This is a genomic window from Streptomyces sp. NPDC014733, assembly GCF_043083385.1.
Taxonomy (GTDB): Bacteria; Actinomycetota; Actinomycetes; order Streptomycetales; family Streptomycetaceae; genus Streptomyces.
In genome coordinates this window covers 1,018,761-1,043,925 of sequence record NZ_JBIBYO010000001.1, presented here as the reverse complement: position 1 = coordinate 1,043,925, position 25,165 = coordinate 1,018,761, and the positions used below count along the sequence as shown (strand labels likewise).

Sequence of the window (25,165 nt, the reverse complement as noted above, 5' to 3'; positions counted from 1 at the left end):
CTCGCCGCCGCTACTTCCCGGCCTTCTTCGCGGCGTCGCCGAACGGCAGATCGCGGCCGTCGAGTTCGGCGCGGATGCCGTCCTCCTCGACCGAGATGTGGCGCAGCCGCACGTCACCGGGGGTCTTCGGGAGGCGGAAGGAGAGCGACAGCTGGTCGGCGAGCTGCGGCTTGGTCAGCCCGGTGAGGGCGCCGAGGATCTTCGGGTCGATGCCGACCTTCTCCAGGAGCCACGGGTGGTCGACGACCACGTCGACGAGGTTGACCTTCATCAGCTTCGACACGAAGTCCGGCGAGCCGGTCAGCTCGTGCAGCTTGTCCTCGCTGTGCAGCGCCTGATCGACGTACTCCTGCGGGATGCCGATGCGGTGCACGATCGCCGGGACGCTCAGCATCGACTTGATCTTCCCGGCCTGGCGGCTCAGCTCCCCCGCGGCCTTCTGCGTCAGCCGCAGGCCCTCCTCCTTGCCGGTGCCGGGGCGGTAGACCGCGACATCGCCGATGTCCAGCCGCATCTTGCTGATCTGCGTGGAGACGCCCCGGTCGCCGGCCTGCTGGATACGGGCCTGGGCGTGCATCCGCAGCTCGTGCCCGGCGATCGGCAGCCGGCCCACGGCGCGGACCTCGTTCGGGCCCATCTCGCTGAACTTGACCTGGGAGGCGCCCAGTTCGCGGTTCATGTCTTCGAAGGCGAGCAGCACCGTGCCGTGCATCTGCCCGATGGTGGCGCCCTTGATGGCGGTGGGCAGATCGCCGTCCAGCCGGATGTCGCGCGCGCTGGCCTCGAACTTCGCGAGCGACACCCGGTCGGCCGCCACGTCCGGGATGGTGACGTCGACCTGGCCGAGGCGCTTGTCCAGCACCTGGGTGAGGAAGGGGAAGCCCTTGATGTCGACCTCGGGCGCGGCCGTCAGATGCATCGCCTTCTTGATCTGCTCCTCGGCCTTGTTCTGCGCGTAGAGCACGGCGAAGCGGTCGCCGAGGGTGAGGAAGGCGGCGAGCACCACGACCGCGACCAGCACCTTGAGGGTGAGCGGTACGGCGGCGAAGCGGCTGATGCCGCGCTTCATCCGCCGGTGGTTGGGCGGCTGCCAGGCGTCCGGGTCGTCCTCGTCGGAGCGCAGCCCCAGCCCGAGCGGATCGTCGCTGCCGTCGCGCTCGTTGAGGTAGCGGCGGTGCTCCAGCCGGTGCGGCTCGACGGGCTCCGGTTCCGGCTCCGGCTCGGGGTCGGCGAGGGCGGCCAGGTCCGCGTACGGGTTGACCGGCTCGAACTCACGGGTGTCCCGGTCCTTCTCGTCCGGTGCCGGTGGGGCGGCGGATCCCGTGTCGGGGAGCGGGGACGAGGGTGAAGATATGCGTTGGGGGGTTCGCATCCGCACATCTGACCATGAGCGGGTCCCCCGTTAGCAACTCCACCCGGCCGTAAGTGCGCAACGCCACGATTGTTCGTGGCGGGAAGGGGAATATCGGGCGTGGCCGTGGCCCTGCGGCCCCGGGGGCGCGTCCCGTACGGGGCGTCCGGGGCAGCCCGTCCGGGGCCCGGCGGCCGGGCCGTCCGGGTACCCGGCGGGGCAGCCCCTACGGGCCGCGCGGCCCGTGGCGGCTGCCGGGGCCGGGCCCGTAGGGGGACCCGCAAGGGCATTCCCGTAGGTGGGCGGCAGGGCAACCGCCGCCCACGCAGGTTTACTTCACGATGGTGATCCGGTCGGCCTTCGGCGGTGTCAGCGGCTTGTCCGCCGAGGAGTGGGCCGTCAGGTAGGCGGTGAAGGCGTCCAGGTCGGAGCCGCCGACCAGCGGGTTCTTCCCGTCCTTGAAGACGGGGAAGCCGTCGCCGCCGCCGGCCAGGAACTCGTTCATCGCGACGCGGTAGGTCTTCGCCGGGTCGAGCGCGGCGCCGTTCAGCTTCACCGAGTCCTTGACGATCCGGTCGGCTCCGGACTTCGTCAGATCCAGGGTGTAGGTGAGCCCGTCGGAGACCTGCAGGATCTTCGGCGACGCCTCGTTGGCGCCGCTGACCTGCTGCTGGAGCGCGGTGAGCAGCTGAGCGCCGGTCAGGTCGAGGGTCCGCATCATGTTGGTGAACGGCTGGACGGTGAACGCCTCCCCGTAGGTGACGACCCCGTCGCCCTCCTTGCCGGACGCCGCGTACGCCAGATCCGAACGGATCCCCCCGGGGTTCATCAGGGCGAGCTGCGCGCCGCCCTTGTCCGCGGGCGTGGTCGCCTCCAGCTGCGCATCGGCGACGACATCGCCGAGCGGTGACTCCGCTGCCTGCGCGCCCCGGCCCGCGATGTCCGCGGAGATGTGTCCGACGGGCCGGTCCGCGACCGGCGCGGCCAGCTTGTTCCAGCGCGCGATCAGCGACGTCATGTCCGCCGCCTTGGGCTGCGTCCGGTCCACGACGTGGTTGACCGCCCGCCCCGCGCCGCGCGCCTTGACGGCGGTCCGCACGATGTCGCCGGTGGCACGGTCGTACGTCAGCGTGGTCTCGGTGTAGAGCTTTCCGAACGACGCGGCGGAGGTGACCGTACGGGGCTTCCCGGAGGGGTCGGGGAGGGTGCAGACGTACGACTGGTGGGTGTGGCCGGTGACCAGCGCGTCGACCTTCGGGGTCACCTTCTTGGCGATCTCGGTGATCGGCCCGGAGATGCCGTCGCCCGGACCGGGGCTGTCGCAGTCGTAGTTGTACGAGGTGGAGGCGGGCATCCCGCCCTCGTGGATGAGGGCGACGACCGACTTCACGCCCTGCTTGTCGAGGACCTTGGCGTACTTGTCGATCGTGGCGACCTCGTCGTGGAACGTGAGCCCCTTGACGCCGTCGGCGTTGACGATGTCGGGGGTCCCCTTCAGGGTCACCCCGATGAAGCCGATCTTCACGCCGTGGTGCTTCCACACGGTGTACGGCTTGAGCAGCGGCTTTCCGGTCTTGTCGTCGGTGACGTTGGCCGTCAGGTACGGGAAGTCGGCGCCCTGGAAGGTCTTGCCCTTCTCGAAGCAGCCGTCCTTGGGGTGGCAGCCGCCCCGCTGGAGGCGGGTCAGCTCGGCCCGGCCCTCGTCGAACTCGTGGTTGCCGACGGAGGTGACGTCGAGGCCGAGCTTGTTCATCGCCTCGATGGTCGGCTCGTCGTGGAAGAGCCCGGAGAGCAGCGGACTGGCCCCGACCATGTCCCCGGCGGCCGCGGTCACGGAGTAGGGATGTCCCTTACGGGCCGTGCGCAGCGACTGGGCGAGGTACTCGACGCCACCCGCCGCCACCGTCTTCTTGCTGCCGTCCTTCTGGATCTCCTCGACCGTCCCGGACGAGCCCTGCGGCGGCTCCAGATTGCCGTGGAAGTCGTTGAACGAGAGCAACTGGACGTCGACGGTCCGCCCCTGGGCGGCGCCCGCGCGGCCGGCGCCCGGCCCCGCACCGGACGGCAGCGAGGCCGCGGTGACCGCGGTGGCGGCGGCCAGTACCGCCGCTCCGGCCGTCAATCTGCGCACGAGGCGGCGCCGTTGGGGTGTCGCTTCCATGGGATCCCTTCCGTGGACCGGTCACCCGGCGGCGCCGCGCGGATGCGGGCGGCCGGGCGGGGCTGCGGTACCGGCACGCGACTGCGTCCGGGCGCACGCAGCCTACGGTCAACGCGCGTAGCGCAACAGGGCCGGGAGATGGCCGGGCGGTGACGGTCCGTCGGCCTGATCGGGCTGGCCGGCGGAGGCCGCCGCCCGTCCGCCACGGGTCCGCGTCCGGCGCGGGCCCGCCGGGGTGCGGCGTAGGGTCCTTGCCGTGACGGTTCACGGAATGCCCGCCGCGGACCTGCCCGTCTCCGCCGGGCAGGTACGCCGGCTGCTCGGTGAGCAGCACCCCGACCTGGCGGGCCTGCCGGTCGAGGTGCTGGCCAACGGCTGGGACAACCTGGTGTGCCGGCTCGGCACGGAGCTTCTCGTCCGGTTGCCGCGGCGCGCCCTCGCCGCCGAACTGGTCGCCCACGAGCAGCGGTGGCTGCCGGAGCTGGCCGGCCGCCTGCCGCTGCCCGTACCGGCGCCGGTACGGGTCGGGCGGCGCACGGACCGGTACCCGTGGCCCTGGAGCGTCGTGCCGTTCTTCCCGGGCCGGGCCGCGGCGGTCTCGGCCCCCGACGATCCGGGGTCGGCCGCCGCGACGCTCGGCGGCTTTCTGCGCGCACTGCACACCCCGGCCCCTGCGGAGGCGCCCGGCCATCCGTCCCGCGGCATTCCGTTGGCCGGGCGCGCCGAGGGCGTCCTGAGCGGGCTGACACACCTCGCTCCGGCCGACCGCGCCGCCGCGCTGCGGATCTGGGAGGCGGCGCTCGCCGCGCCCGCCTGGGCCGGTCCGCCGCTGTGGCTGCACGGGGATCTGCACCCGGCCAACATCCTGGTCGACCGCGGCCGTATCGGCGCCGTGATCGACTTCGGGGACATCACCGCCGGCGACCCCGCCACTGATCTGTCCGTGGCCTGGATGCTGTTCACGGCGGGGCAGCGCGCCGCCCTCCGGCGGGCGTACGGCCGCGCGGACGACGCGACCTGGGAGCGGGCGCGCGGCTGGGCGCTCGCCCTGTCGCTGGTCTTCCTGACGCGCTCGGCGGACAACCCGCTGATGCACGGCATCGGCGAGCGCACCTTCCGCGCCGTGCTGGAGCAGCGGCCGCGGTGAGCCCCCGGCGAGCCGGTATCCGCGCCGCCCCGCGCCGGCCGGCAGGGTCCCGGCAGCCCGTACCGGGTGCCCCGGAGGTCCCGCCCCGTGCGGGTCACCCCGGAGAGGCGGTGCCCGTACGGGTCACCCCGTAGGGCTCCGACCCGTACGGGACCGGGGTGCGCAGGGCCCGCCCCCACGAGTCCGTCCGCCCCGCCCCCCGGGGCCGTACGCTTCAGACCATGACTGACGCTGCACAGGAGATGGGCCCCACCGGCCGCCGGATCCGGGTCGCCGACACGCTCACGTCCGAGGAAGCCGCCGAGGTACTCGCGCTGATCGAGCAGGCCGCGCGGACCGACGGGCAGCCCGCCGTGTCCGAACAGGGACGGCTCCAGCTGCGCGGCGGGGCCCGGGAAGGGGTGCGGCACCTGCTGGTGTCCGTACCGTCCGAGGAGGCCGAGGCGGGCATCGCGCTGGTCGGCTACGGCCAGCTGGAGGACACCGACCCGGTGGAGGCGCCCGCCGCCGAACTGGTCGTCCACCCCGCGCACCGCGGCCGCGGCCACGGCCGGGCGCTCGGCAATGAACTACTGGCCCAGTCCGGCCGCCGGCTGCGCGTCTGGGCCCACGGCGGCCACGCCGCCGCCCGCCACCTGGCGCAGACCCTCGGCCTGACGAAGTTCCGCGAACTGCGCCAGATGCGCCGCCCGTTGACCAACCTCGACCTGCCCGAACCGCAGCTCCCCGACGGCGTGACCGTCCGCACCTTCCAGCCCGGCCAGGACGACGCCGCCTGGCTGGACGTGAACGCCGCCGCCTTCGCGCACCACCCCGAGCAGGGTTCGCTGGCCCAGCGCGACCTCGACGACCGCAAGGCCGAGTCCTGGTTCGACCCGAAGGGCTTCTTCCTCGCGGAGCGCGAGGGCACGCTGGTCGGCTTCCACTGGACGAAGGTGCATGCCGACGAGGGTCTCGGCGAGGTCTACGTCGTCGGCGTCCGCCCCGGCGCCCAGGGCGGCGGCCTCGGCAAGGCCCTCACCGCCATCGGCCTGCGCCACCTGGCCGCCGAGGGCCTGCCCACCGCGATGCTCTACGTCGACGCCGACAACGCGGCCGCGGTGACGGTGTACGAACGCCTGGGCTTCGTCACCCACGAGACGGACCTGATGTACCGCTCGGAGACCTGAGCCGGACCGCCGGCCTGACGCCCGAGGGCCCCGCGACCGCGTGCCGGTCGCGGGGCCCTCGCCATGGAGATGCAGCGGGCGGGAGAGCCGTTCGCTCATTCACCCTCCGGCTTCCCGCTTTGCCCCCACATTACGCGGACTATCCCGGGACTTGCCCGTACGGACCGGGGGTACGTAAGCGCGAGGGCATACCCGAGAAACCTGCATCCCGGAGCGAACTTCCTTCGCCGGGCCCGCATCTCTCTCCGTGAAACACACGCGCCATCAACGTCCCCGCACAGAGGGGGTCTTGGCAACGGGTGTGTGCGTGCTGAGCAGCGCTGAATTCAGCCTTTGTGCATGGAGGAAGAGATGAAGTCCTGGCGTTCCCGTATCGGTATCGGCCTCGCCGTCGGTGCCGCGGCGGTATCCATCCCGCTGTCCGCCGCCACTGCGTTCGCCGCCCCGCCGCCCGGCGACGGCTGGATTCCCGCCGGCGCGGAGCGGTACCCCTCGAAGGCGGAGTGCGAGGCGAAGGAGCTGGCCGGCGCCCAGGCGAACGGCTACCACGAGGTGTGGTGCGACGACAGTGACCCGATCATGGCGGTCTACTACCGCTGATCGGTCCGATCGCCAACAGTCGACTGCCGGTGACCGCTGAGCGGTCACCGCGTGGCGGGTCGTGGGTCCCGTCGTACGGTGGCGAGACAAGGAGGCCCGCTTCCCCCGGTATGCAGCACCGGGGGAAGCGGGCTTCCGCTCAGTGTGCCCGGAGTAGTCTCGCCCTGTGGCGGATCAGGAGCAGTACGCCCGGTATCGGGAAGACGCGAAGGTGCTGGCGGCGATCGGGAAGCAGGTCGACGCGCAGGTCGGCCCTGTCACGGTGCGGCTGCCCAGGGCTGTGGCCGAGGCCGCGGTGGCCGCCTGGGAGCGCGACGAGTTGGGCGACCTCGGCGAGGAGACCCATGAGCAGTACGCACTGCGCGACCAGGCCGGTGAGCTGGCGCTGATCGGCCTCGGCATCTCGGAGCGCGGCCGCTGGGAGGGCGAGGAGGTCGTCATCGACCTGCATGTCGCCTTCGCCGGGGCCGCCTCCCGGGCATCGCAGCAGTAAGTCAGGCCGCAGCGGTGGCCGGTCCGCCGCCCCGGCGCCGAGAGATCAGATGGCCCTGAACTCCCCGCCCTCCAGGGCCTTGATGAACGCCGTCCAGTGCCCGGCGGGGAAGACCAGTGCGGGCCCGTCGGGGTTCTTGCTGTCGCGGACGGGGACGATGCCGTGCGCCTGCGCGGCGGGCGCGAATTCGAGGCACGCCCCGCCGTTGCCCTCGCTGTAGGACGACTTGACCCAGGCGAAGGTGCGGGAGAACTCGACGCATTGGCCGCCGTTGGCGTCGCTGTACGACGACTTGACCCACTCTGCGGCGGTGAGATCGACGTCGGGGCTCATGCTCGGTACTCCTTCAGCACGGTTTTGATCAAGTCCAGGGATGCGTCCGGGGACAACGCGTGCGCCCTCAACAGATCGTAGTCATCGATGGCGGCTTCGACCGTTTGTGCGGAGTCATGCAAACTGCCTCCTACCCGCGTTTCCGTGTAGAGGACCGCGGGGGAGCCGTCGAAACGCAACACGGTGAACGGCCTCGTGGAGGCGGCTGGGGCGCCTGCCGGGAACGGCATCACTTGGAGCGTGATGTACGGCGACTCAGCGGCTTCCAGCAGGTATGCGAGCTGGCCAGCCATGACCTCGGCGCTACCCATCACCGTGCGTAGGCATGACTCGTGCATGATGCTCCACAGGAGCGGAGGCTTCTCCCGTTCGAAGATCTGACGGCGGCGAACTCGTGCGGCGGTCTTGCCCTCGATCGCCTCGGATGCCTCCTGGGAGTGATGCGAGAGGAACACCGCCCGCGCATAATCCTCCGTCTGGAGAAGCCCCATCACGAGGTTCGCCGAGTAATCCAGTATCCGCGTCGCCTTCTTCTCCAGGTTCAGGTATGGGACGAACCAGCTCGGGTGGTCGCCCTCCTCGATCCGCTCCAGCATTCCGGTGAACAACTTGCCGGTGCCGAAGGCGACATCGCAGCCCTTGGCGAACTTCATGCTGGGTCTGGGCAGCAGCGTGCCGGACTCGACCTTGCTCACGTAGCCGTCGGAGTAGCCCGTCGAGTTGGCGAGGTGCTTCTGGGTGAGCTTGCGGGCCAGACGTACCTCTCTGACGTCGCGGCCGAAGCGTTGCAGCGGATTCAAGTGCTCGGGTGGGGTGGTCTCGTCCAACGCTGTGGCCTCTCCTCATGTGGGCGCACGCCGGCACAGACATCGGCAGCAAACTTGAATGCCGCCGGTTCAATGGGTGCGCCTTTATTGCCCGCCGCGTTCCCCAGGTGACCAACTGAGCACATCTCGGGCCGACTTCACCCGGGAGTGGGATTCGAACCTCGTGGCAAGGAGGCCGAAGGCAATGCTGCATTCCGGAGGACACGGCAAGGTGCCCGTTCCGTACATCACCGCCTGGAGTGGGGAGCGGGTGGCCGTGCGTTCGCTGACGGTGCGGGCGGGACGGGGCGGGGCCGGCGTACCGGGACGAGGTGGCGGGCGTGGGGTGTTGTTCCTGCTGCCCCGGCAGGAGGGCCGGGCGCCGGGGTGGCCTGAGGGGGCGTACGGGATGAAGCCGCCGGTCTGCGTGGGGTGCGCGGCGGTCGCGGTGCGGCACTGTCCGCAGCTGGGCGATCCGGTCGCCGTACGGGTGCGGAAGGCGCGGGTGCGCGGGGTGTACGGCGGGTTCCACGCGCCGGGCCGGGGCGGTGGGTTGGCCGCCGCGTCGGACGACGGGGTCCTGCCGTACAGGCATCCGCACGCGGCGTGGTTCCTGGCGTCGCAGCTGGTGGTGGAGTTGCGGCGGTGCACGGTGGTGGATCTGGCGGCGGAGATCGGCGGGGCGGCGGGGGCCGGGGCGGAAGCCCGCGGGCCGGCGGCTGCGCCCGGCCGGGCGCCCGTGCCCGGCCCGGCGGCCACCCCGGGCGCATCCGCCGCGTAACGCCGGACCGGACCGGTCGAAGGCCGGCCGCCGCGTAACGCCTCGCCGGGCGCGCTCGACGGGCCCGGCCCCGGCGGATTCACTCCGGATGGTTCACGGCGTCCTTCTGCAGTTCGACCGCTGCCAGCAGGGTCAGCTTCGGCTCCGCCTGGCGGAGGGCCTTGACCGCCGCGACCGAGTCGACGGCTCCGGTGAAGCCGGCGGCAGTCAGCCGGGAGCGGACCCAGCGGGCGCGCAGCTGGGACTCGGTGGCCGCGGCGGTGGACTCCGCGAGTGCGGCGGCGCGTTCCAGGCCGGGGCGTTCCTCGGGCGGGGCGTCGGCCAGTGCCTGGCGCAGCGCCGCCGTGATCACGTCCGCGTCCCGGATGACCGGCACGACGTCGTGCTTCTGTCCGCTGTGCTTCTTTCCGCTCAGTCCTGCAAAGGGTGCCATGGGGTCAATCGTGACGGTTGTGCTCCGTGTGCGACAAGCTGCTTGAGGGTTTCCGGAGGATCATCCCGAACCGGCGCCGCGGTCACCGGCGTGCGGGTCGCCCCGGAACCCGGCCGGGACCTGCCCGGCTGGTTTCCGCAGTTCAGACGCGGGGCGCGGCCTCCGGAGCCGGCGCCCGCAGCGCCTCCCATTCCCGCGCCAACATCGCGTAGACCACCTCGTCGGTCCACTCCCCGTCGAGGAATTCGTTCTCCACGTGGTGGGCCTCGCGGCGCATGCCGAGGCGTTCGAGGAGAGCGGCGGAGGCGGTGTTGCGGCCGTCCAACTCGGCCTGGATGCGGTGGAGGCGGAGGTGGTCGAAGCCGAGGGCGAGGAGGGCGCGGCTCGCCTCGGTGGCGTAGCCGTGGCCGTGGTGGGCGGGGTGGAAGACGTAGCCGATGCTCGCCTGGCGGTGGGCGGCGCTCGTCCAGACGAAGGTGACGTCGCCGACGAGGGTGCCGGTCTCGCGGACGACGACGGCGAGCTGGAGGACGTCGCCCTCCGTGCGCAGCGTCGTGCGGGCGGTCTTCTTGGCGACGGAGTCGCGGGACCCGGCTTCGTCGAGCGGGCCCCAGTAGAGGTACCGGCAGACCTCGGGGAGGCGCTGGTAGGCGTGGATGGCGGCGAAGTCGTCGTCGGTGACCGGGCGGAGGTCGAGGCGCGCGGTGCGCAGCGGGTTCGGCGGGGTGAAGGGGAGCGGCGAGTGTGCGGGAGAGGTCGGCATCGGGGGAGCGTAGAGCGTTCAGGTTGACAGGTGCAGCCCCTTTCCCCCACTCTTCCACTACTTAATTAGTGGAATGGGGTGTGCGGGTGCGGCGGGCGACGAGTGGCCCCCTCGGCGACGCTTCGAGGGGTACGGCGATGGAGGCGACCGGTCTCGGCAGGCGCCACCGGCACCACGGTGAGCTGCGGGACTGCACGTTCCGGCTGCCCGCCGGACGCATCTGCGCGCTGGCCGGACCGCCCGGCGCGGGCACCGGCACCCTCCTCTCCCTCGCCGCCGGACTCCTGCGCCCCGACGCGGGAACCGTCCGCGTCTTCGGCGCCGACCCCAGGACGGCGGACGGCCGCGGCCGGGTCGCGTACCTGGGCCGCGAGCGGGTCACCCGGCCCTGGCGCACCGTCTCCGAGGCGCTGCGGTACGCCCGCGCCCGGCACGACGGGCCGTGGCAGGCGGCGCGCGCCGAGCGGGTGCTGGAGGCGGGACGGGTGCCGCTCCAGGCGCGCGTCGGGGAGCTGTCGGCGGAGCGGTACGCCCGCTTCGCGATGGCGCAGGCGCTCGCGAAGGGGCCCGAACTGCTGCTGCTGGACGAGCCGTTCGCCGGACTCGGCCCGCTGGCCCGGCACGAGGTCGCCGCCCAGCTGATGGAGCAGGCGGCGGTGCACGGCACCACGATCGTGCTCTCCTCGTACGCCCTCGCCGAGCTGGACGGGATCTGCGACCACCTGCTGTTGCTGGGTGAGGGCCGGGTCCGGCTGGCGGGTGAGGTCGACGGCGTGATCGCCGCGCACGCGCTGCTGCTGGGCACCGCCGCCCGGCCCGGGACGCTGCCCGCCGGGCTCGCCGCGCATCCGGTCGTCGACGCGCAGTGGTCGGGGCGGCGCTACACCGCGCTGGTCCGGCGGCAGGGTGCGCTCGACGGGCCCTGGGAGGCCGCCGAACCGTCGCTGGAGGAGCTGCTGCTCGGCTATCTCCGCTCACCCGGGGCGCCCGCCCCGCCCGCGCCCGGCGGCGCACCGGCGGGCCCGCGGCTCTGGCAGCGGCCGGGCGTGCCGGGGCTGCCGCGCAACGGGGGCGCGCCCCGGGGCGGCGCGGCGTTCCGGACGGCCCAGGGGCCGCTGCTGTCCGGTGTCCCGCGCGGACGGCGGCAGAGCGGCGGGGGACCCCCGGGACACAGGTGGGAACTGCACGGCAACGAAGGAGTGACGGTATGAGCACGGCGACGGAACCCCGGACGGCGGGGGCGGCGGGACGCACCGCCGGGACGAGCCGGCGGGGCGGTCTGCTGTGGCTGGTGTGGCGGCAGAACCGGGGCGTGGCGCTCGGCCTCCTCGCTCTGCTGCTGGCCGGCGGCATCGGGATGGTGGTGCAGGGCGCCTCGATGACCGCGTACCTCGCCCAGCACGACATCGCGGGCTGCGCGCTCTTCTCCCCCAGCCCGCGCTGCGAGGGCCTCCAGCGAGCGGTGGAGGACTTCCGGGCGGGGTACGGCAAGACCTTCCGCCTGGGACAGCTGCTGCTGGTGCTGCTGCCCGCGCTGATCGGCCTGTTCGTCGGCGCGCCGCTGCTCGCCCGGGAGCTGGAGAGCGGCACCCACAAGGTCGCGCTGACCCAGTCCGTCGGGCCGCTGCGCTGGCTGACCGCGAAGCTGGCGCTGCCCGCCGTGCTGACCGCCGTCACCGCCGCCGGGCTCGCCGCGGGCTACCTGTGGATGTGGCGCTCCGGCGGCCAGGAGACGCTGGGCGCGTACTGGTACTCCGACTCCGGGTTCATGGCGCTCGGGCCGGTGCCCGTCGCCCAGAGCCTGCTGATGCTCGCGACCGGCACGCTGGTCGGGCTGCTGCTCCGCCGGACCATCGTGGCCATGGTCCTCACCCTCGGTGTCTCCGCCGCCCTGACCTTGGTGTTCATGAACGCGAGGCAGTACCTGCTGCCGTCCGTGACCACGGACTTCCCGCACGGCGGCAGGGTGCCGGACGACTCCTGGGTGCTGTGGGAGGGCAGCCTCACCACCAGCGGCGAGCACCTGCCCCGCGGCACCTGCTCCGCCGGGCCCGGCGTGGAGAAGTGCCTGCTCTCCCACCACGTCGACGGCGGCTCGTACATCGTTCAGCACCCGGCCGCCCACCACTGGCCGCTCGCCTGGATCGAGGCGGGCATCGCCCTCGCGCTGGCCGCGGTGGTGACCGCGGTGATCTACCGGGTGGTCCGGCGGCAGTTCGGCTGACCGGCCCCGCCCGCGGCGCGACGGCGCCCGGCCCGTTCCCCACGGACGGACCGGGCGCCGTCGCGTGTTCCGGGGGCGTCGCGCGCCCCGCGCGCGGGCCGGATTCCGCCGCCCCGGCGGGCCCCGTACGCCCCCGTTCACCCCACTCCGTTCCTGCTCGGTAGCGCCCCGCTTGCCTGGTCGCCACGTTCGCGTTACCGGTGATTCAGACGCGCTTGCGAGCATCGGTGAATGCAGCCCGCTGTGCCGAACGTTCCCCCACCACGGCTCTCCGCCGCGTACCCGTCCGACGCGCCTGGAACGCACCAGGCGCGGAAGAATGGGGACATGAACCAGCAGCCGAGCGCTCAGGTCCCCACCGAGACCGGGCAGCCGGCCCCGTCCCGGCCCGCCGTGGCGTTGCCGGACCGGAGCCCCGCGGCCCAGCCGTCGGTCGGTGCCATCGCGGCCCACCGCCCGAACGCGGTCGCCCCGTCCGTCCCGGAGCTGGCGCCCGATCTGGACTCCGACCCGGACGAGTACGAGGAGACCGCCGTCCCCGGGGCGGGCGGCGAGGAGCTGCCCGAGGGGCGGTTCCTCGACCGTGAGCGCAGCTGGCTGGCGTTCAACGAACGGGTGCTGGAGCTGGCCGAGGACCCGGCCACCCCGCTGCTGGAGCGCGCCAACTTCCTGGCGATCTTCGCGTCCAACCTCGACGAGTTCTTCATGGTCCGCGTCGCCGGGCTCAAGCGCCGCATCGCCACCGGCGTCGCCACCCGCTCCGCCTCCGGGCTCCAGCCCCGCGAGGTCCTCGACCTCATCTGGACCCGCTCGCGCGAGCTCATGGCCCGGCACGCCGCCTGCTACCAGCAGGACGTCGCCCCCGCCCTCGCCGACGCGGGCATCCACCTCATCCGCTGGCCCGAGCTGACCGAGAAGGAACAGGCCCGCCTGTTCACCCTCTTCCGCCAGCAGATCTTCCCCGTCCTCACCCCGCTGGCCGTCGACCCCGCGCACCCCTTCCCGTACATCTCCGGCCTCTCGCTCAACCTCGCCGTCGTCGTACGGAACCCGGTCAGCGGCCACGACCACTTCGCGCGGGTCAAGGTCCCGCCGCTGCTCTCCCGCTTCCTGGAGGCGTCCCCGCAGCGGTACGTCCCGCTGGAGGACGTCATCGCGGCCCACCTGGAGGAGCTGTTCCCGGGGATGGAGGTCCGCGCCCACCACATGTTCCGGGTCACCCGCAACGAGGACCTGGAGGTGGAGGAGGACGACGCGGAGAACCTCCTCCAGGCGCTGGAGAAGGAGCTGATGCGGCGCCGCTTCGGGCCGCCGGTGCGGCTGGAGGTCGAGGAGTCCATCGACCCGTCCGTCCTCGACCTGCTCGTCCAGGAACTGAAGATCTCCGAGGCCGAGGTCTACCCGCTGCCCGGCCCCCTCGACCTCACCGGACTCTTCGGCATCGGCGCACAGGACCGGCCCGAGCTGAAGTACCCCAAGTTCGTCGCCGGGACCCACCGCGACCTCGCCGAGGTCGAGTCCGCTTCCGCGCCCGACATCTTCGCCGCCGTCCGCGCCCGCGACGTGCTGCTGCACCACCCGTACGACTCGTTCTCCACCTCCGTCCAGGCGTTCCTGGAACAGGCGGCGGCCGACCCGGACGTGCTGGCGATCAAGCAGACGCTGTACCGCACCTCGGGCGACTCGCCGATAGTGGACGCGCTGATCGACGCCGCCGAATCCGGCAAGCAGGTCCTCGTCCTCGTCGAGATCAAGGCCCGCTTCGACGAGCAGGCCAACATCACCTGGGCGCGGAAGCTGGAGGAGGCCGGCTGCCACGTCGTCTACGGGCTCGTCGGCCTCAAGACGCACTGCAAGCTGTCGCTCGTCGTCCGCCAGGAAGGCGAAACGCTCCGCCGCTACGCCCACGTCGGCACCGGCAACTACCACCCCAAGACCGCCCGGCTCTACGAGGACCTCGGCCTGCTCACCGCCGACCCGCAGGTCGGCGCGGACCTCTCCGACCTCTTCAACCGGCTCAGCGGCTACTCCCGGCGCGGCACCTACCGCCGCCTCCTGGTCGCCCCCCGCTCCCTGCGCGAGGGGCTGGTCCAGCGGATCGCCAAGGAGATCACCCACCACCGCGCCGGACGCCCCGCCTACGTCCGCATCAAGGTCAACTCCATCGTCGACGAGGCGGTCATCGACGCGCTCTACCGCGCCTCGCGGGCCGGTGTACCCGTCGACGTATGGGTCCGCGGCATCTGCGCGCTGCGCCCCGGGGTGCCCGGGCTGAGCGAGAACATCCGGGTCCGCAGCGTCCTCGGCCGCTTCCTGGAGCACTCCCGGGTCTTCGCCTTCGGCAACGGCGGCGAGCCCGAAGTGTGGCTGGGCAGCGCCGATATGATGCACCGTAACCTCGACCGGCGGATCGAGGCGCTGGTGCGGGTCACCGACCCCGCGCACCGCGCCGCCCTCAACAGACTGCTGGAGACCGGGACTTCGGACGCCACCTCGTCCTGGCACCTCGGCCCCGACGGCGACTGGACCCGGAACGCGGTCGACGCGGACGGCAAGCCGTTGCGCAACGTACAGGAAATGCTCATCGACGCGCGGAGGCGCCGGCGTGGCCCAGCGACCTGACCTTCCGGCCGGGGGGCCGGGCGGTCTCATCGGCATCGGTATCGGATCCGGGCCCGGCCCGGGGTGCGGCACACGGGCCGCGGTGGTGGACGGGCCCGGCCCGTACGGGGGCTCCCTCGAAGGGGCGCCGGCCGACGGGGCCACCGCCGGGCAGGCCCTCGCCGCGTACCTCCACGACCGGTCCGCGGACTTCCTGCGCAGCCTGCGGCAGCACCGCGAGAGCGGCTCGGACGCCGACGCCGCCGAGGACGCCGCCCGGCAGCTGCGCCGCGCCGCCCGCCGGATCAGCGCCACCCTGCACACCTTCCGGCCGCTGACCGAGGAGGCGTGGGCCGACCAACTCCGCGCGGAACTGGGCTGGTTGTCCGGCGCCCTCGCCCGTGAGCACGCCCTCGCCGACCGCCGCGACCGCCTGATGGCCGCCCTCCAGCGTCTCACCGGCCGCCCCGACCGGCCCCAGCCCGCCGGACGCGGCACCGGGCGCGGGGACCGTACGGCCGCCGGGCGCGGCGCCGCACCGGCGCGCGGCCGCACCGGCACCGGAACGGAGCCGGCCGACGCGGCGGGCGAGGCGGACGGCGACGGGCTGCTGTCGGCGGGCGCCGCACGCGCCGCCGCCCTCCTCGACCGCCAGCTCACCCTGGCCCGCAGCCGCGCCCACTCCGCCGCCCTCCAGGCGCTGGGCTCCGCCCGCTTCCACGCGCTCGCCGACGCGGTCGCGGTCCTGGCGTCCGAGGCGCCACCGGCCCGCGCCGCCGGGACGGCCCCGGCCACCGGGGCGCTCCAGCCGCTCGCCGAGCACGCCCACCGCCGTCTCGCCGAGGCCGTCGCCGCGCTGCCGTCGGCCCGCGCCGGACACGCCCACCCGTCCGACGCGCTCTCCGCCGAGCACCGCGAGGACGCCCCCTGGCACCAGGTGCGCACGCTGGTCCGGCTCAGCCGCTACGCCCAGGAGGTCGTCGCGCCGGGCCGCGCCGACCCGCGGCTGGCGGAGGCCGGGCGGGCGCTGGGCCGCCACCGCGATGCCGCCGAGGCCGCGTCCGCCGCGGCGTCCGCCGCCCGGACGCCCCGCATCGCCCCGGCCACCGCCTACGCGCTCGGCGTCCTCCACGCCGACCAGCGCCATGAGGTGGCCGCGGCCCGCCATGCCTTCAGCCGCCTGTGGCTGCCCGGGCCCGCGCCCGAGAGCCGCTGGAGCTGACGCCCGCGCCCGATGCCCCGAGGAGGCCCGTGACCGGCAGGAGGAGCGACGAGATGACGACGGCGAGCGGCGAGGGGACGCCCGGTCCGGCCGCACCGGGGGCGCGCCCGATCCGGGCCGCGGGCTGCGTCCTGTGGCGCCCGGCCCGGTCCGGCGACGGGCTGGAGATCGCGCTCGTCGGGCGGCCCAAGTACGGCGACTGGTCGCACCCCAAGGGCAAGCTGAAGCGGGGGGAGAGCTTCCGGGCGGCGGCAGTCCGCGAAACGGTCGAGGAGACCGGCATGACCTGCACCCTCGGCCCCCGTCTGCCCACCGTCCACTACGTCGTCGAGGGCCGCCCCAAGGAGGTCCGCTACTGGGCCGCCGAGGCCACCGGCGGCGGTTTCCTCCCCAACCGGGAGGTCGACCAACTGCTGTGGCTGCCCCCGGCGGCGGCCCGCGCCCGGGTGACCCAGGAACGCGACCGGGGGCTGGTGGACGCGCTGCTGGAGGTGTTGCGGGGAGCCGGGGTGGTGGGCTGACGGGCGCGCGGTGCGGGGTGCGGGGCGCGCGGAGGTGGGGTGCGCGCCCCCCCTGGGCCCGGGCGGGCGCCCTCGGCCACACCGGCCGCGCCCACCCGCCCGTATCCGGCCCGGACCGGGATCGTCCGCCGTCGGCTCAGGAATGCGCCGGCCGGATCTCCCACACCTGGCTGCTGTTCCCGCCCGCGGTGTTCAACTCCAGCCGGGGCGGATAAATGAGCAGCGGTGAGAGGTCCAGCGCGTAATTCCGGTCCTTGGCGGCGAGCAGCCGGTACGTGCCGGGCGCGCCCGCCGGGTCGAGATGCCAGGCCGTCGGTTCGGTCCGCGTGGTCACCGGCTCATGGGCGGCCGGCCCGCCGCGGTGGCCGAGGAACGCGCCGCTGCGCACATTGCTCAGCGTGCAGTCGCCGCCGTCGTCGCAGCGGATCTCCCACCGCTGCGTGTCCGGCTGCGCCGCGGGCGGCACCAGCGTGGCGTGCGCGTCGGGGTCCCCGTCCGGCTCCGTCACCCGTTGGCCGCGCTGGCCGAGGGTGTAGACGCCGTCGACGACCGGTGTGGTGGCCGTTGCGGTGGCCGTGGGCGGGGTGGCCGCGACGCCGACACCGGGCACGGCGGCGGCCAGGACGGCGACCGCCCCGAGGGCGGCGGCGCGGACGGTACGGCGGGATGTGCGGGGGCCGGGTGCCGGCCGGGCGGCGGTCGGGCGGGCGGGGCGCGGTGGTGGCGGCAGGGTCAACGGTCTCTCCCGGGTGCGGAATTCACGGCGGGCCCGGAATTCTCCTCCGGAAATTCCCGGAATCCGGACGCCGGTCGAATCTAGTGCGGAATTCCACCCGGACGCGGGCGGAGCCGGGACGGCGGGCCGGGCGGGTGAAAGGAGTTCGAATTCCGGCGGAGGAATTCGAAAGCCCCGCCCGGGGCGCCGGTCCGAGGGCCGTCCGCCCGGGGCCGCCGGTCCGGGGCCACCCGCCCGGAGCCGGTCCGGGGCCACCCGCCCACACGCGTCACCGCCGCCGCAGTGACGCGTCCGCCAGCGCCGGGGCCGTGTAGTAGTTGTCGGCGGGGTTGAGGTCGGTGCCCGGCGGGACGATGGCGTCGATACGGTCCAGGAGATCCGCGCTCAGCGTCACCTCCGCGCCCGCCAGCAGACCGTTCAGCTGGTCGAGGGTGCGCGGCCCGATGATCACGGACGTCACCGCCGGGTGGGCGCGGACGAACGCCGTCGCCAGATGCGGCAGCGACATCCCCGCCTCCTCCGCCACCTGCTTCAACTCCGCCACCGCCGCCGCCTTACGGGCGTTGCCCGGCAGCGACAGATCGAACTTCCGCGTCTCCAGCGACGCCCGCGAACTCACCGACAGATCCCGCCCGGACAGCCAGCCGGCCCCCAGCGGACCCCAGGTCAGCACGCCCATGCCGTACCGCTGCGCGGTCGGCAGCACCGCCGCCTCCACCCCGCGGTTCAGGATCGAGTACGGCGGCTGCTCGGTACGGAAGCGGACGTGGCCGCGCCGCTCGGACACCCACTGCGCCTCGACGATCTGCTCGGCGGGGAACGTCGAACTCCCCACCGCCAGCACCTTTCCCGCCCGTACCAGATCCGACAGCGCGCCGAGCGTCTCGTCCAGATCGGTGGCCGGGTCGGGGCGGTGCATCTGGTAGAGGTCGATGCGGTCGGTGCCCAGCCGCCGCAGGCTCTCCTCGACCGCGCGGACGATCCAACGCCGGGAGCCGCCACGCCGGTTGGGGTCGTCGCCCATCGGGTGGTAGAACTTCGTCGCCAGGACGACGTCGTCGCGGCGGCCCTTGAGCGCCCGGCCGACGACCCTCTCCGACTCACCCGCCGCGTACATGTCGGCGGTGTCCACGAAATTGATCCCGGCGTCCAGCGCCCGCTGGACGGCCGTGACGGCCTCGTCGGGGTCGGTGCCGCCCATGGGGCTGAGCATCATCGCGCCCAGCGCGAATTCGCTCACGGAGATCCCGGTGCCGCCGAGCGTCCTCTGCTTCATCTGCTGCTCCTCCTGCGGAGAGTGCGGGTGGGGGCCGTGCGCACGGCGGAAGCCCTGCCCACCGGCCCTGCGGGTCCGGCGGCGGGTGCCCTCAGCCTGCGGGCCGCCCACCCGCGGCACCAGACCCGCCGCAACCTGGGTCCGGCAGAACCACCCGAGCGGACCCCGCCGCATACTGGACGGATGCCGTCTGCCGAAGCTGAGATCAGCTCGTTCCTCAAGGCCCGCCGCGCGGCGCTCGACCCGGACGCCCTCGGGCTGCCCGGCGGGCTGCACCGCCGCCGGGTACGTGGCCTGCGCCGCGAGGAGGTCGCCCAGCTCGCCGGCATCAGCGTCGACTACTACACCCGCATCGAGCAGGGCCGCGCCCCCGCGATCTCCGACGGCGTCCTCGACGCCCTCGCCGGGGCGCTGCGGCTGACCGGCGGGGAGGCGACGTACCTGCGCAACCTCGCCTCCCACGGCCGCCGCACACCCGGCCGGGGCCCGGACGCCCCCGGCCGGACCGTGCGGCCGGAGGTGCGGCAGCTGCTGCACGCGATGGACGGCGCGGTCCCGGCGATGGTCTTCGGCCGGGGCCTGGACATCCTCGCCTGGAACACGCTGGGTGGCCGGATCGGCTTCGACCTCGCCGCCCTCGCACCCGAGCGGCGTAACTCCGCACTGCTGGTCTTCCTCGACCCGGCGGCCCGCGCCCTCCACCCCGACTGGGAACGCGTCACCGAACAGGCCGCCGCCGCCCTGCGCGCCGAGAGCGGACGGCACCCGGACGATCCGCGCATCCGGACCGTCGTCGGCGAACTCCTCGACCGCAGCCCGGAGTTCCGCAGGGTGTGGACGGCGCAGGCGGTCAGCGAATGCCGCTACGGCGTGAAGCGCCTCGTCCACCCGGAGGTCGGCACCCTGGACATCACCTTCGAAAGCCTCCGCCTGTCCGTGGAGGACGATCAGCTCCTCGTCACCTACAGCGCTCAGGAAGGCTCCCTGACAGAAGCCCGGCTGAGGGAGCTGGCCCGCAGGGTGGCGGGGGAGCGGGTTCCGGCGGCGTGAGGACGGGTGGCGTGAGAGCCGGGCGGTGCCCGGGTCCGGCCGGTGCCGGGCCGCGGCGGCCACGCCGGCGGCGTCCCGCCGGGGGCGGCCGGTCCGCACGCGGTGGACGCCCCGCCCGGCCTCACCCCCGGGGCGCCACCGCCTCCCACTCCACCGTGACCTCGCCCTGCCGGCGGCGGCGCGGATCGCCGGTCAGCGGCCAGTCGGCGGCCAGGGCGCGGGTGGCGGCCAGCCAGCGCTGCCGGGCACCGAGCGCGCCGAGCGGGGCGGCCGCCGCCCACGCGCGGTCGAAGTCGCGGAGGAAGGCATGCACCGGCTCACCCGGCACATTGCGGTGAATCAACGCCTTCGGCAGCCGTTCGGCCAGGTCGGACGGGGTGTCCAGGGAGGCGAGCCGGGTCGCGAAGGTCACCGTGCGCGGCCCCTCGGGACCCAGCGCCACCCACACATGGCGGCGCCCGATCTCGTCACAGGTGCCCTCGACCAGCAGCCCGTCCGGCGCCAGCCGCGCACAGAGCCGCCGCCAGACCGCCGCGACCTCGTCCTCGTCGTACTGCCGCAGCACGTTCGCCGCCCGGATCAGCGCCGGTGCCCGTCCCGGGGCGCCGGGCAGCGGCACCTCGAACCCGCCGTGCCGGAACTCCAGCCCGGGCCGCTCGAACGGCCGGGCCGCCGCCACCCGCTCCGGATCGATCTCCACCCCGACCACCCGCGCATCCGGCCGGGCCGTCCGCAACCGCGTCAGCAGCTCCAGCGCCGTCCAGGGTGCCGCCCCGTAGCCGAGATCGACGGCTACCGGGTCCTGGCTGCGCCGCAGCGCCGCCCCGTGCTCGGCGGCGATCCAGCGGTCCATCCGGCGCAGCCGGTTCGGGTTGGTCGTGCCCCGGGTGGCGTTCCCGACGGGACGGGCGGCGGCGGGGACGGCGGAGCGGCGGGGCATACGACGAGCCTAAGGGGGTGTCTTCAGGAAGCCCGTCCGGCGGCACGCTCGTCACGTCCAGTCGGCACCCCGCCCCGTACGGTTACGGTTGGATAACGGTGGGAACTCGGGCGGTCCGGGGGAAATGGATGCCGGGTCCGCGTTGTTGGACCAGGCCGGAGGCGCGCAGCCCGTCACAGGAGAGAGGTAGCTCGCAGTGAGCCCATACGTGTCCCGGCTCCGCAGCCGTCCCCTCGGCCAGCACCCGGGCCCGTCCCGGCTGCGGCTCCCCGGAGCCGCCCGCCGCCCGCGCCGGGTGGCGATGCTCAGCGTCCACACCTCCCCGCTCCACCAGCCCGGCACCGGCGACGCCGGCGGCATGAACGTCTACATCGTCGAACTGGCCCGGAAGCTCGCCGCGATCAACATCGAGGTGGAGATCTTCACCCGCGCCACCACCGCCACCCTCCCGCCCGCCGTCGAACTGGCCCCCGGCGTCCTCGTCCGCCACGTCGACGCCGGACCGTACGAAGGGCTCGCCAAGGAGGAGCTGCCCGCCCAGCTCTGCGCCTTCACCCACGGCGTGATGCAGGCGTGGGCGGGCCACCGCCCCGGCCACTACGACCTCGTCCACGCCCACTACTGGCTCTCCGGCCACGTCGGCTGGCTCGCCGCCGAACGCTGGGGCGTCCCCCTCGTCCACGCCATGCACACCATGGCCAAGGTCAAGAACGCCTCGCTCGCCGAGGGCGACACCCCCGAGCCCGCCGCCCGCGTCATCGGCGAGACCCAGATCGTCCGCGCCGCCGACCGCCTCATCGCCAACACCGCCGAGGAGGGCGACGAGCTGGTCCGGCACTACGACGCCGACCCCGCCCGGGTCGCCGTCGTCCACCCCGGCGTCAACCTCGACCGCTTCCGGCCCCTCGGCCCCGGCGCCACCTCCGTCACCCTGAGCGGCCCCGGCGCGGACGCCTCTGTCGCCGCCGGCCGCGCCGCCGCCCGCGACCGCCTCGGCCTGCCGCAGGACGCGCTGATACCCCTCTTCGCCGGGCGGATACAGCCGCTCAAGGCCCCCGACGTGCTGCTGCGCGCCGTCGCCGTCCTCCTCGAACGGCGGCCGGAGCTGCGCTCCCGCCTCGTCGTCCCGGTCGTCGGCGGCCCCAGCGGCAGCGGCCTCGCCAAGCCCGAGGAGCTGCAGAAACTCGCCGCCCTGCTCGGCATCACCGACGTCGTCCGCTTCCGCCCGCCGGTCGGCCAGCAGCAGCTCGCCGACTGGTACCGCGCCGCATCCGTGCTGGTCATGCCCTCGTACAGCGAATCCTTCGGGCTCGTCGCCATCGAGGCGCAGGCGTGCGGCACCCCGGTGATCGCCGCCGAGGTCGGCGGTCTGCCGGTGGCCGTCCGCGACGGCGTCACCGGCCATCTCGTCCCCGGCCACGACCCGGCCGACTACGCCCGCGCCCTCGACCGCTTCGTCACCGACCCGGCGCTGCCCGCCCGGATGGGCGCCGCGGCCGCCCGGCACGCCCAGTCCTTCGGCTGGGACACCGCGGCCGCCGCCACCGGCGACGTCTACGCCGCCGCACTGCAGGAAAGGCGTCGTCACCTACGATCACCCCATGGCTGACGAGGTGACTGAGGCGAAGGACGGGCGGACGGACCGGGGTGCCGGAGCGACCGCCGCCGCGGTGATCGAGCGCACGCTCGGCGACGCCGGACTGACGTGGGAGTCCCCCGCCCCCGGCCGCTACGTCGTCACCCTGCCCGGCACCCGCAAACTCTCCACCACCTGCTCCCTCGTCGTCGGCCGCCACTCCCTCTCCGTCAACGCCTTCGTCGTACGGCGCCCCGACGAGAACCACGAGGCCGTCCACCGCTGGCTCCTGGAGCGCAACACCCGCCTCTACGGCGTGAGTTACGCGATCGACCAGCTCGGCGACGTCTACCTCGTCGGGAAGTTCCCGCTGACCGCCGTCACCGAGGAGGAGCTGGACCGCATCCTCGGCACCGTCCTGGAGAACGCCGACGGCAGCTTCAACACCCTGCTGGAAATGGGCTTCGCCACGGCGATCCGCAAGGAGTACGCCTGGCGCGTCGCCCGGGGCGAGTCGACCCGGAACCTTGAGGCGTTCGGGAACCTGACGCGGGGGGCGGGGGAGGGGGCGGGGGGCGACGAAGGGTGAGGTCAGGGAGGGGGCCCTCCCCCCTCCCCGCCCCTCCCGGCCGGCGTCACGCCGGGCGTAACGGCCCGGCGTCCGGTGTGCGCGCCCGGGCGCCGGCCGGTGGTGTGTCGCGGTCGGCCGTGCCGGTGGCGCCCACGGGCTTCATCGAGCCCGTCGAATGCGTCGTGACCACCGGCCCGTTGGGCCCGCCGGGGCCGCGGTGGCCGCCCGGGCCGCCGGTTCCGACGGCGACCCCCACGATCAGACTGGCCGTCATGACCGCGGCGGCCACCGTCGCCGCCCGCCGGATCCCCCGTTGCTCCGTCGAATCCATCCGTACCGTCTCCCTCCGCCTCGGGTTCGGCGTTTCCCGGAGAGCGTTCCCGGCGCCCCGTGCCGCGTCCCGCCGTGTCGCGCGCGAGCCCCGGCCGGTGCGGCACCGGGCGCCGCGCCCCCGTCCTCCGTACGCAATCCACCGGGTGACCGCAGCGCCGCCGCGGGCCCGTGTTCAGCATCGTGGACCCGCCGGGCCGGGCGCGAGGGGGCTGACACCCGTATCGGGGGTGCGGCCACCCCGACAGCACGTCCGGGGACCCGAACGCCGAGGTGCTCCGGCCCTCTTCCGCCCGTCCGCGACCCGTGGCATCCTCACGCCATCAGCAACCTGAACGCCGATCACATACGTGTACGTGGGAGGGCGGGGCGCATGGCGACCACGAGACGAGGGCTGCTCGGCGGCGCGATCGGCGCCGCCGCGGCGGCGGCCCTGCCGTCCGGCACCGCGCACGCCGCACCTCCGGCCGCCCCGGACCCGGCGGGCACCCGGGACCGCACGGCCGCCCTCTGGCGGGAGTTCACCCGTAGCCCCTTCACCCACCCGCAGATCCCCTACGTGGGCCGCGCCGGATACCGCGGCGGCGCCGAACCGCCCCGGCGTCCCGTAGTGGCCGACGCCGTCCGGGAATACGGTGCCCGCCCCGACGGCTCGGCGGACGCCGCCCCGGCCCTCAACCGCGCGCTGCGGGACGCCGGACGGCGCGGCGGCGGCACCGTGTACCTCCCGCCGGGCACCTACCGCATCGACTCCCTCATCCGCATCGGCCACGACAACGTCGTCCTGCGCGGCGCGGGCAGCGGCCGCACCACGCTGTACGCGACCCGCAGCCTCACCGATCTCATCGGCCCGTACGGCAGCCGCTACGGCGGCGACAAGTCCAGCTGGTCCTGGGCGGGCGGCCTCATCTGGCTCTGTCCGCAGGCCCGTTGGGCGTCGCTGACCGGGGCGATCAGGGCGCGCGAGTGGCCGTTCGAGGGCTGGACCGGCAACCGCCGCGACGCCTGGCGCACCCTCACCACCGTCCGCCCCGCCCGCCGCGGCGACCGCACCCTCACCGTCGCCGACACCTCCGCCCTGCACCCCGGCGCCCGCGTCCTGCTCCAGCTCTCCGACGACGCCGACCACACCCTGCTGCGCCACATGAGCGGTGACATTCCGGGCGCCGCCGCCTACCCCTGGGACGACCGGACCAAGCTCACCTCGTACGTCCCCTACGAGTGGCCCTGCCGGGTCACCGCCGTCGACCCCCGACGCCGCCGCCTCACCCTCGACCGCCCGCTGCCGCTCGACGCGCGCCCCGCCTTCCGCCCCCGCCTCACCACCCACGTCACGCCGCTGACCGGCGCCGGCGTCGAGGCGCTCACCCTGGAGATGACCGAGACGCCGCAGTCCCCGCACCTGCTCGACAAGGGCTACAACGGCGTCGCCCTCCAGTGCGCCTGGGACTGCTGGGTCGACGACGTCCACGTCCGCCACGCCGACAACGGCTTCCTGCTCGTCGCCGCCAAGGCGTGCACCCTGCGCCGTACCCGCGTCTCCGGGCGCGGCAGCCACCATCCGTACTGCTGCCGCGAGGGCTCGCACGACAACCTCGTCGAGGACTTCACCCTCGACCGCCGCACGGTCCCGGCGCCGCCCGGCACCCAACTGCACGGCATCAACGTCGAGGGGCTGTCCAGCCACAACGTCTGGTCACGGGGCCGGATGGCGATGGGCACCTTCGACACCCACCGCGGACTGCCGTTCGCGAACGTCCGGACGGACATCACCGTCACCAACGACGGTGCCCACGGCGGCGACGGCAGCGCCGGACCGCTCTACGGCGCCCGCTTCACCCACTGGAACATCACCGTCGCCAACCACCGGGCGGGCTGCGTCCGGCTCGACGACATCGCCCCGTACAGCGCGACCGTCGCGATCAGCGAGGTCCGCCCGTTCGGCCAGATCGACACCCCCGACTTCACCGGACCGCTGCGCACCCGCGCCGAGCGGTACGGACACCCGGGCGCGGTCTTCCCGCCCAACCTTCACGACGCGCAGCGTGCGCTGCGGCTGTGAGGCGCCGGTGCCCGGCAGC

24 protein-coding genes are annotated in these 25,165 nt (G+C 74.0%); 14 read left to right on the top strand and 10 right to left on the bottom strand.

The features are described 5' to 3' along the window. Positions 1-10: 10 nt before the first annotated feature. A complete protein-coding gene (locus ACF1BH_RS04750; protein ID WP_391640930.1) occupies positions 11-1,372 on the bottom strand; it encodes a DUF2993 domain-containing protein in 1,362 nt (453 codons plus the stop codon). A gap of 310 nt (positions 1,373-1,682) precedes the next feature. Next, positions 1,683-3,512 carry a bifunctional metallophosphatase/5'-nucleotidase gene (locus tag ACF1BH_RS04745; protein ID WP_391640929.1) on the bottom strand — a complete coding sequence of 610 codons (1,830 nt, stop codon included), beginning with the start codon at positions 3,510-3,512 and terminating at the stop codon, positions 1,683-1,685. 256 nt (positions 3,513-3,768) lie between these two features. Between ACF1BH_RS04745 and ACF1BH_RS04740 the strand changes: the two genes are divergently transcribed. The 4 genes from ACF1BH_RS04740 to ACF1BH_RS04725 all read left to right on the top strand — a co-directional run bounded on the left by ACF1BH_RS04740 (position 3,769) and on the right by ACF1BH_RS04725 (position 6,921). Then, the gene (locus tag ACF1BH_RS04740) at positions 3,769-4,659 is read left to right on the top strand and encodes an aminoglycoside phosphotransferase family protein (RefSeq protein WP_391640928.1); all 891 of its coding nucleotides are present in this window, start codon (positions 3,769-3,771) and stop codon (positions 4,657-4,659) included. A 242-nt stretch (positions 4,660-4,901) separates the two neighbouring features. Beyond that, positions 4,902-5,828, top strand: a complete 927-nt coding sequence (gene mshD, locus ACF1BH_RS04735; protein WP_391641016.1) for a mycothiol synthase — start codon at positions 4,902-4,904, stop codon at positions 5,826-5,828. 339 nt (positions 5,829-6,167) lie between these two features. Then, entirely contained in the window at positions 6,168-6,428 is a 261-nt protein-coding gene (locus ACF1BH_RS04730; RefSeq protein ID WP_391640927.1) for a hypothetical protein, read from the top strand. A 166-nt stretch (positions 6,429-6,594) separates the two neighbouring features. Next, complete coding sequence (locus tag ACF1BH_RS04725; protein WP_391640926.1) at positions 6,595-6,921, top strand: hypothetical protein; 327 nt, start codon at positions 6,595-6,597, stop codon at positions 6,919-6,921. 45 nt (positions 6,922-6,966) lie between these two features. Here the strand turns inward: ACF1BH_RS04725 and ACF1BH_RS04720 are convergent, their stop codons facing one another. Both ACF1BH_RS04720 and ACF1BH_RS04715 read right to left on the bottom strand, forming a co-directional pair. Then, on the bottom strand, positions 6,967-7,254 hold the full coding sequence (locus ACF1BH_RS04720) for a DUF397 domain-containing protein (RefSeq protein ID WP_391640925.1): 288 nt from the start codon (positions 7,252-7,254) through the stop codon (positions 6,967-6,969). After that, the gene (locus ACF1BH_RS04715; RefSeq protein ID WP_391640924.1) at positions 7,251-8,081 is read right to left on the bottom strand and encodes a Scr1 family TA system antitoxin-like transcriptional regulator; all 831 of its coding nucleotides are present in this window, start codon (positions 8,079-8,081) and stop codon (positions 7,251-7,253) included. Before ACF1BH_RS04715 ends, ACF1BH_RS04720 begins: the two co-directional genes overlap by 4 nt. Positions 8,082-8,469: 388 nt before the next feature. On the opposite strand from ACF1BH_RS04715, the gene ACF1BH_RS04710 reads away from it, so the two are divergent. After that, positions 8,470-8,841, top strand: a complete 372-nt coding sequence (locus ACF1BH_RS04710) for a hypothetical protein (protein WP_391640923.1) — start codon at positions 8,470-8,472, stop codon at positions 8,839-8,841. 79 nt (positions 8,842-8,920) lie between these two features. On the opposite strand, the gene ACF1BH_RS04705 is transcribed toward ACF1BH_RS04710, so the two are convergent. Beyond that, the gene (locus tag ACF1BH_RS04705) at positions 8,921-9,274 is read right to left on the bottom strand and encodes a hypothetical protein (RefSeq protein ID WP_391640922.1); all 354 of its coding nucleotides are present in this window, start codon (positions 9,272-9,274) and stop codon (positions 8,921-8,923) included. Positions 9,275-9,416: 142 nt separating this feature from the next. Next, positions 9,417-10,037 carry a GNAT family N-acetyltransferase gene (locus tag ACF1BH_RS04700; RefSeq protein WP_391640921.1) on the bottom strand — a complete coding sequence of 207 codons (621 nt, stop codon included), beginning with the start codon at positions 10,035-10,037 and terminating at the stop codon, positions 9,417-9,419. 137 nt (positions 10,038-10,174) lie between these two features. Here ACF1BH_RS04700 and ACF1BH_RS04695 point away from each other — a divergent pair, with 137 nt between their 5' ends. The 5 genes from ACF1BH_RS04695 (at position 10,175) to ACF1BH_RS04675 (ending at position 16,605) form a co-directional block, all read left to right on the top strand. Beyond that, complete coding sequence (locus ACF1BH_RS04695) at positions 10,175-11,248, top strand: ATP-binding cassette domain-containing protein (RefSeq protein ID WP_391640920.1); 1,074 nt, start codon at positions 10,175-10,177, stop codon at positions 11,246-11,248. Then, positions 11,245-12,261, top strand: coding sequence for an ABC transporter permease (locus tag ACF1BH_RS04690; RefSeq protein ID WP_391640919.1), 1,017 nt, complete (start codon positions 11,245-11,247; stop codon positions 12,259-12,261). Before ACF1BH_RS04695 ends, ACF1BH_RS04690 begins: the two co-directional genes overlap by 4 nt. Positions 12,262-12,588: 327 nt before the next feature. Continuing rightward, positions 12,589-14,883: an RNA degradosome polyphosphate kinase gene (locus ACF1BH_RS04685; protein ID WP_391640918.1), complete on the top strand. Its 2,295-nt coding sequence runs from the start codon at positions 12,589-12,591 to the stop codon at positions 14,881-14,883. Further along, complete coding sequence (locus ACF1BH_RS04680; protein ID WP_391640917.1) at positions 14,867-16,084, top strand: CHAD domain-containing protein; 1,218 nt, start codon at positions 14,867-14,869, stop codon at positions 16,082-16,084. The genes ACF1BH_RS04685 and ACF1BH_RS04680 overlap by 17 nt, the downstream gene beginning before the upstream one ends. Before the next feature lie 53 nt (positions 16,085-16,137). Further along, positions 16,138-16,605, top strand: a complete 468-nt coding sequence (locus tag ACF1BH_RS04675; protein ID WP_391641015.1) for an NUDIX hydrolase — start codon at positions 16,138-16,140, stop codon at positions 16,603-16,605. A 136-nt stretch (positions 16,606-16,741) separates the two neighbouring features. Here the strand turns inward: ACF1BH_RS04675 and ACF1BH_RS04670 are convergent, their stop codons facing one another. Beyond that, a complete protein-coding gene (locus tag ACF1BH_RS04670) occupies positions 16,742-17,341 on the bottom strand; it encodes an RICIN domain-containing protein (protein WP_391640916.1) in 600 nt (199 codons plus the stop codon). Positions 17,342-17,609: 268 nt separating this feature from the next. Further along, positions 17,610-18,617 (bottom strand): aldo/keto reductase, encoded by a 1,008-nt coding sequence (locus tag ACF1BH_RS04665; RefSeq protein ID WP_391640915.1) that lies wholly within the window; start codon positions 18,615-18,617, stop codon positions 17,610-17,612. Between the two features lie 183 nt (positions 18,618-18,800). Between ACF1BH_RS04665 and ACF1BH_RS04660 the strand changes: the two genes are divergently transcribed. Continuing rightward, on the top strand, positions 18,801-19,667 hold the full coding sequence (locus ACF1BH_RS04660) for a helix-turn-helix domain-containing protein (RefSeq protein WP_391640914.1): 867 nt from the start codon (positions 18,801-18,803) through the stop codon (positions 19,665-19,667). A gap of 121 nt (positions 19,668-19,788) precedes the next feature. On the opposite strand, the gene ACF1BH_RS04655 is transcribed toward ACF1BH_RS04660, so the two are convergent. Next, on the bottom strand, positions 19,789-20,607 hold the full coding sequence (locus ACF1BH_RS04655; RefSeq protein ID WP_391640913.1) for a class I SAM-dependent methyltransferase: 819 nt from the start codon (positions 20,605-20,607) through the stop codon (positions 19,789-19,791). Positions 20,608-20,803: 196 nt separating this feature from the next. Here ACF1BH_RS04655 and mshA point away from each other — a divergent pair, with 196 nt between their 5' ends. Then, positions 20,804-22,216, top strand: a complete 1,413-nt coding sequence (gene mshA, locus ACF1BH_RS04650) for a D-inositol-3-phosphate glycosyltransferase (RefSeq protein WP_391640912.1) — start codon at positions 20,804-20,806, stop codon at positions 22,214-22,216. Next, positions 22,209-22,772, top strand: coding sequence for a YbjN domain-containing protein (locus ACF1BH_RS04645; RefSeq protein ID WP_391640911.1), 564 nt, complete (start codon positions 22,209-22,211; stop codon positions 22,770-22,772). Before mshA ends, ACF1BH_RS04645 begins: the two co-directional genes overlap by 8 nt. A 46-nt stretch (positions 22,773-22,818) precedes the next feature. Here the strand turns inward: ACF1BH_RS04645 and ACF1BH_RS04640 are convergent, their stop codons facing one another. Continuing rightward, positions 22,819-23,085, bottom strand: coding sequence for a hypothetical protein (locus tag ACF1BH_RS04640; RefSeq protein ID WP_391640910.1), 267 nt, complete (start codon positions 23,083-23,085; stop codon positions 22,819-22,821). Positions 23,086-23,457: 372 nt separating this feature from the next. Between ACF1BH_RS04640 and ACF1BH_RS04635 the strand changes: the two genes are divergently transcribed. Further along, positions 23,458-25,146 (top strand): glycoside hydrolase family 55 protein, encoded by a 1,689-nt coding sequence (locus ACF1BH_RS04635; protein ID WP_391640909.1) that lies wholly within the window; start codon positions 23,458-23,460, stop codon positions 25,144-25,146. The last annotated feature ends 19 nt before the right edge of the window (positions 25,147-25,165 follow it).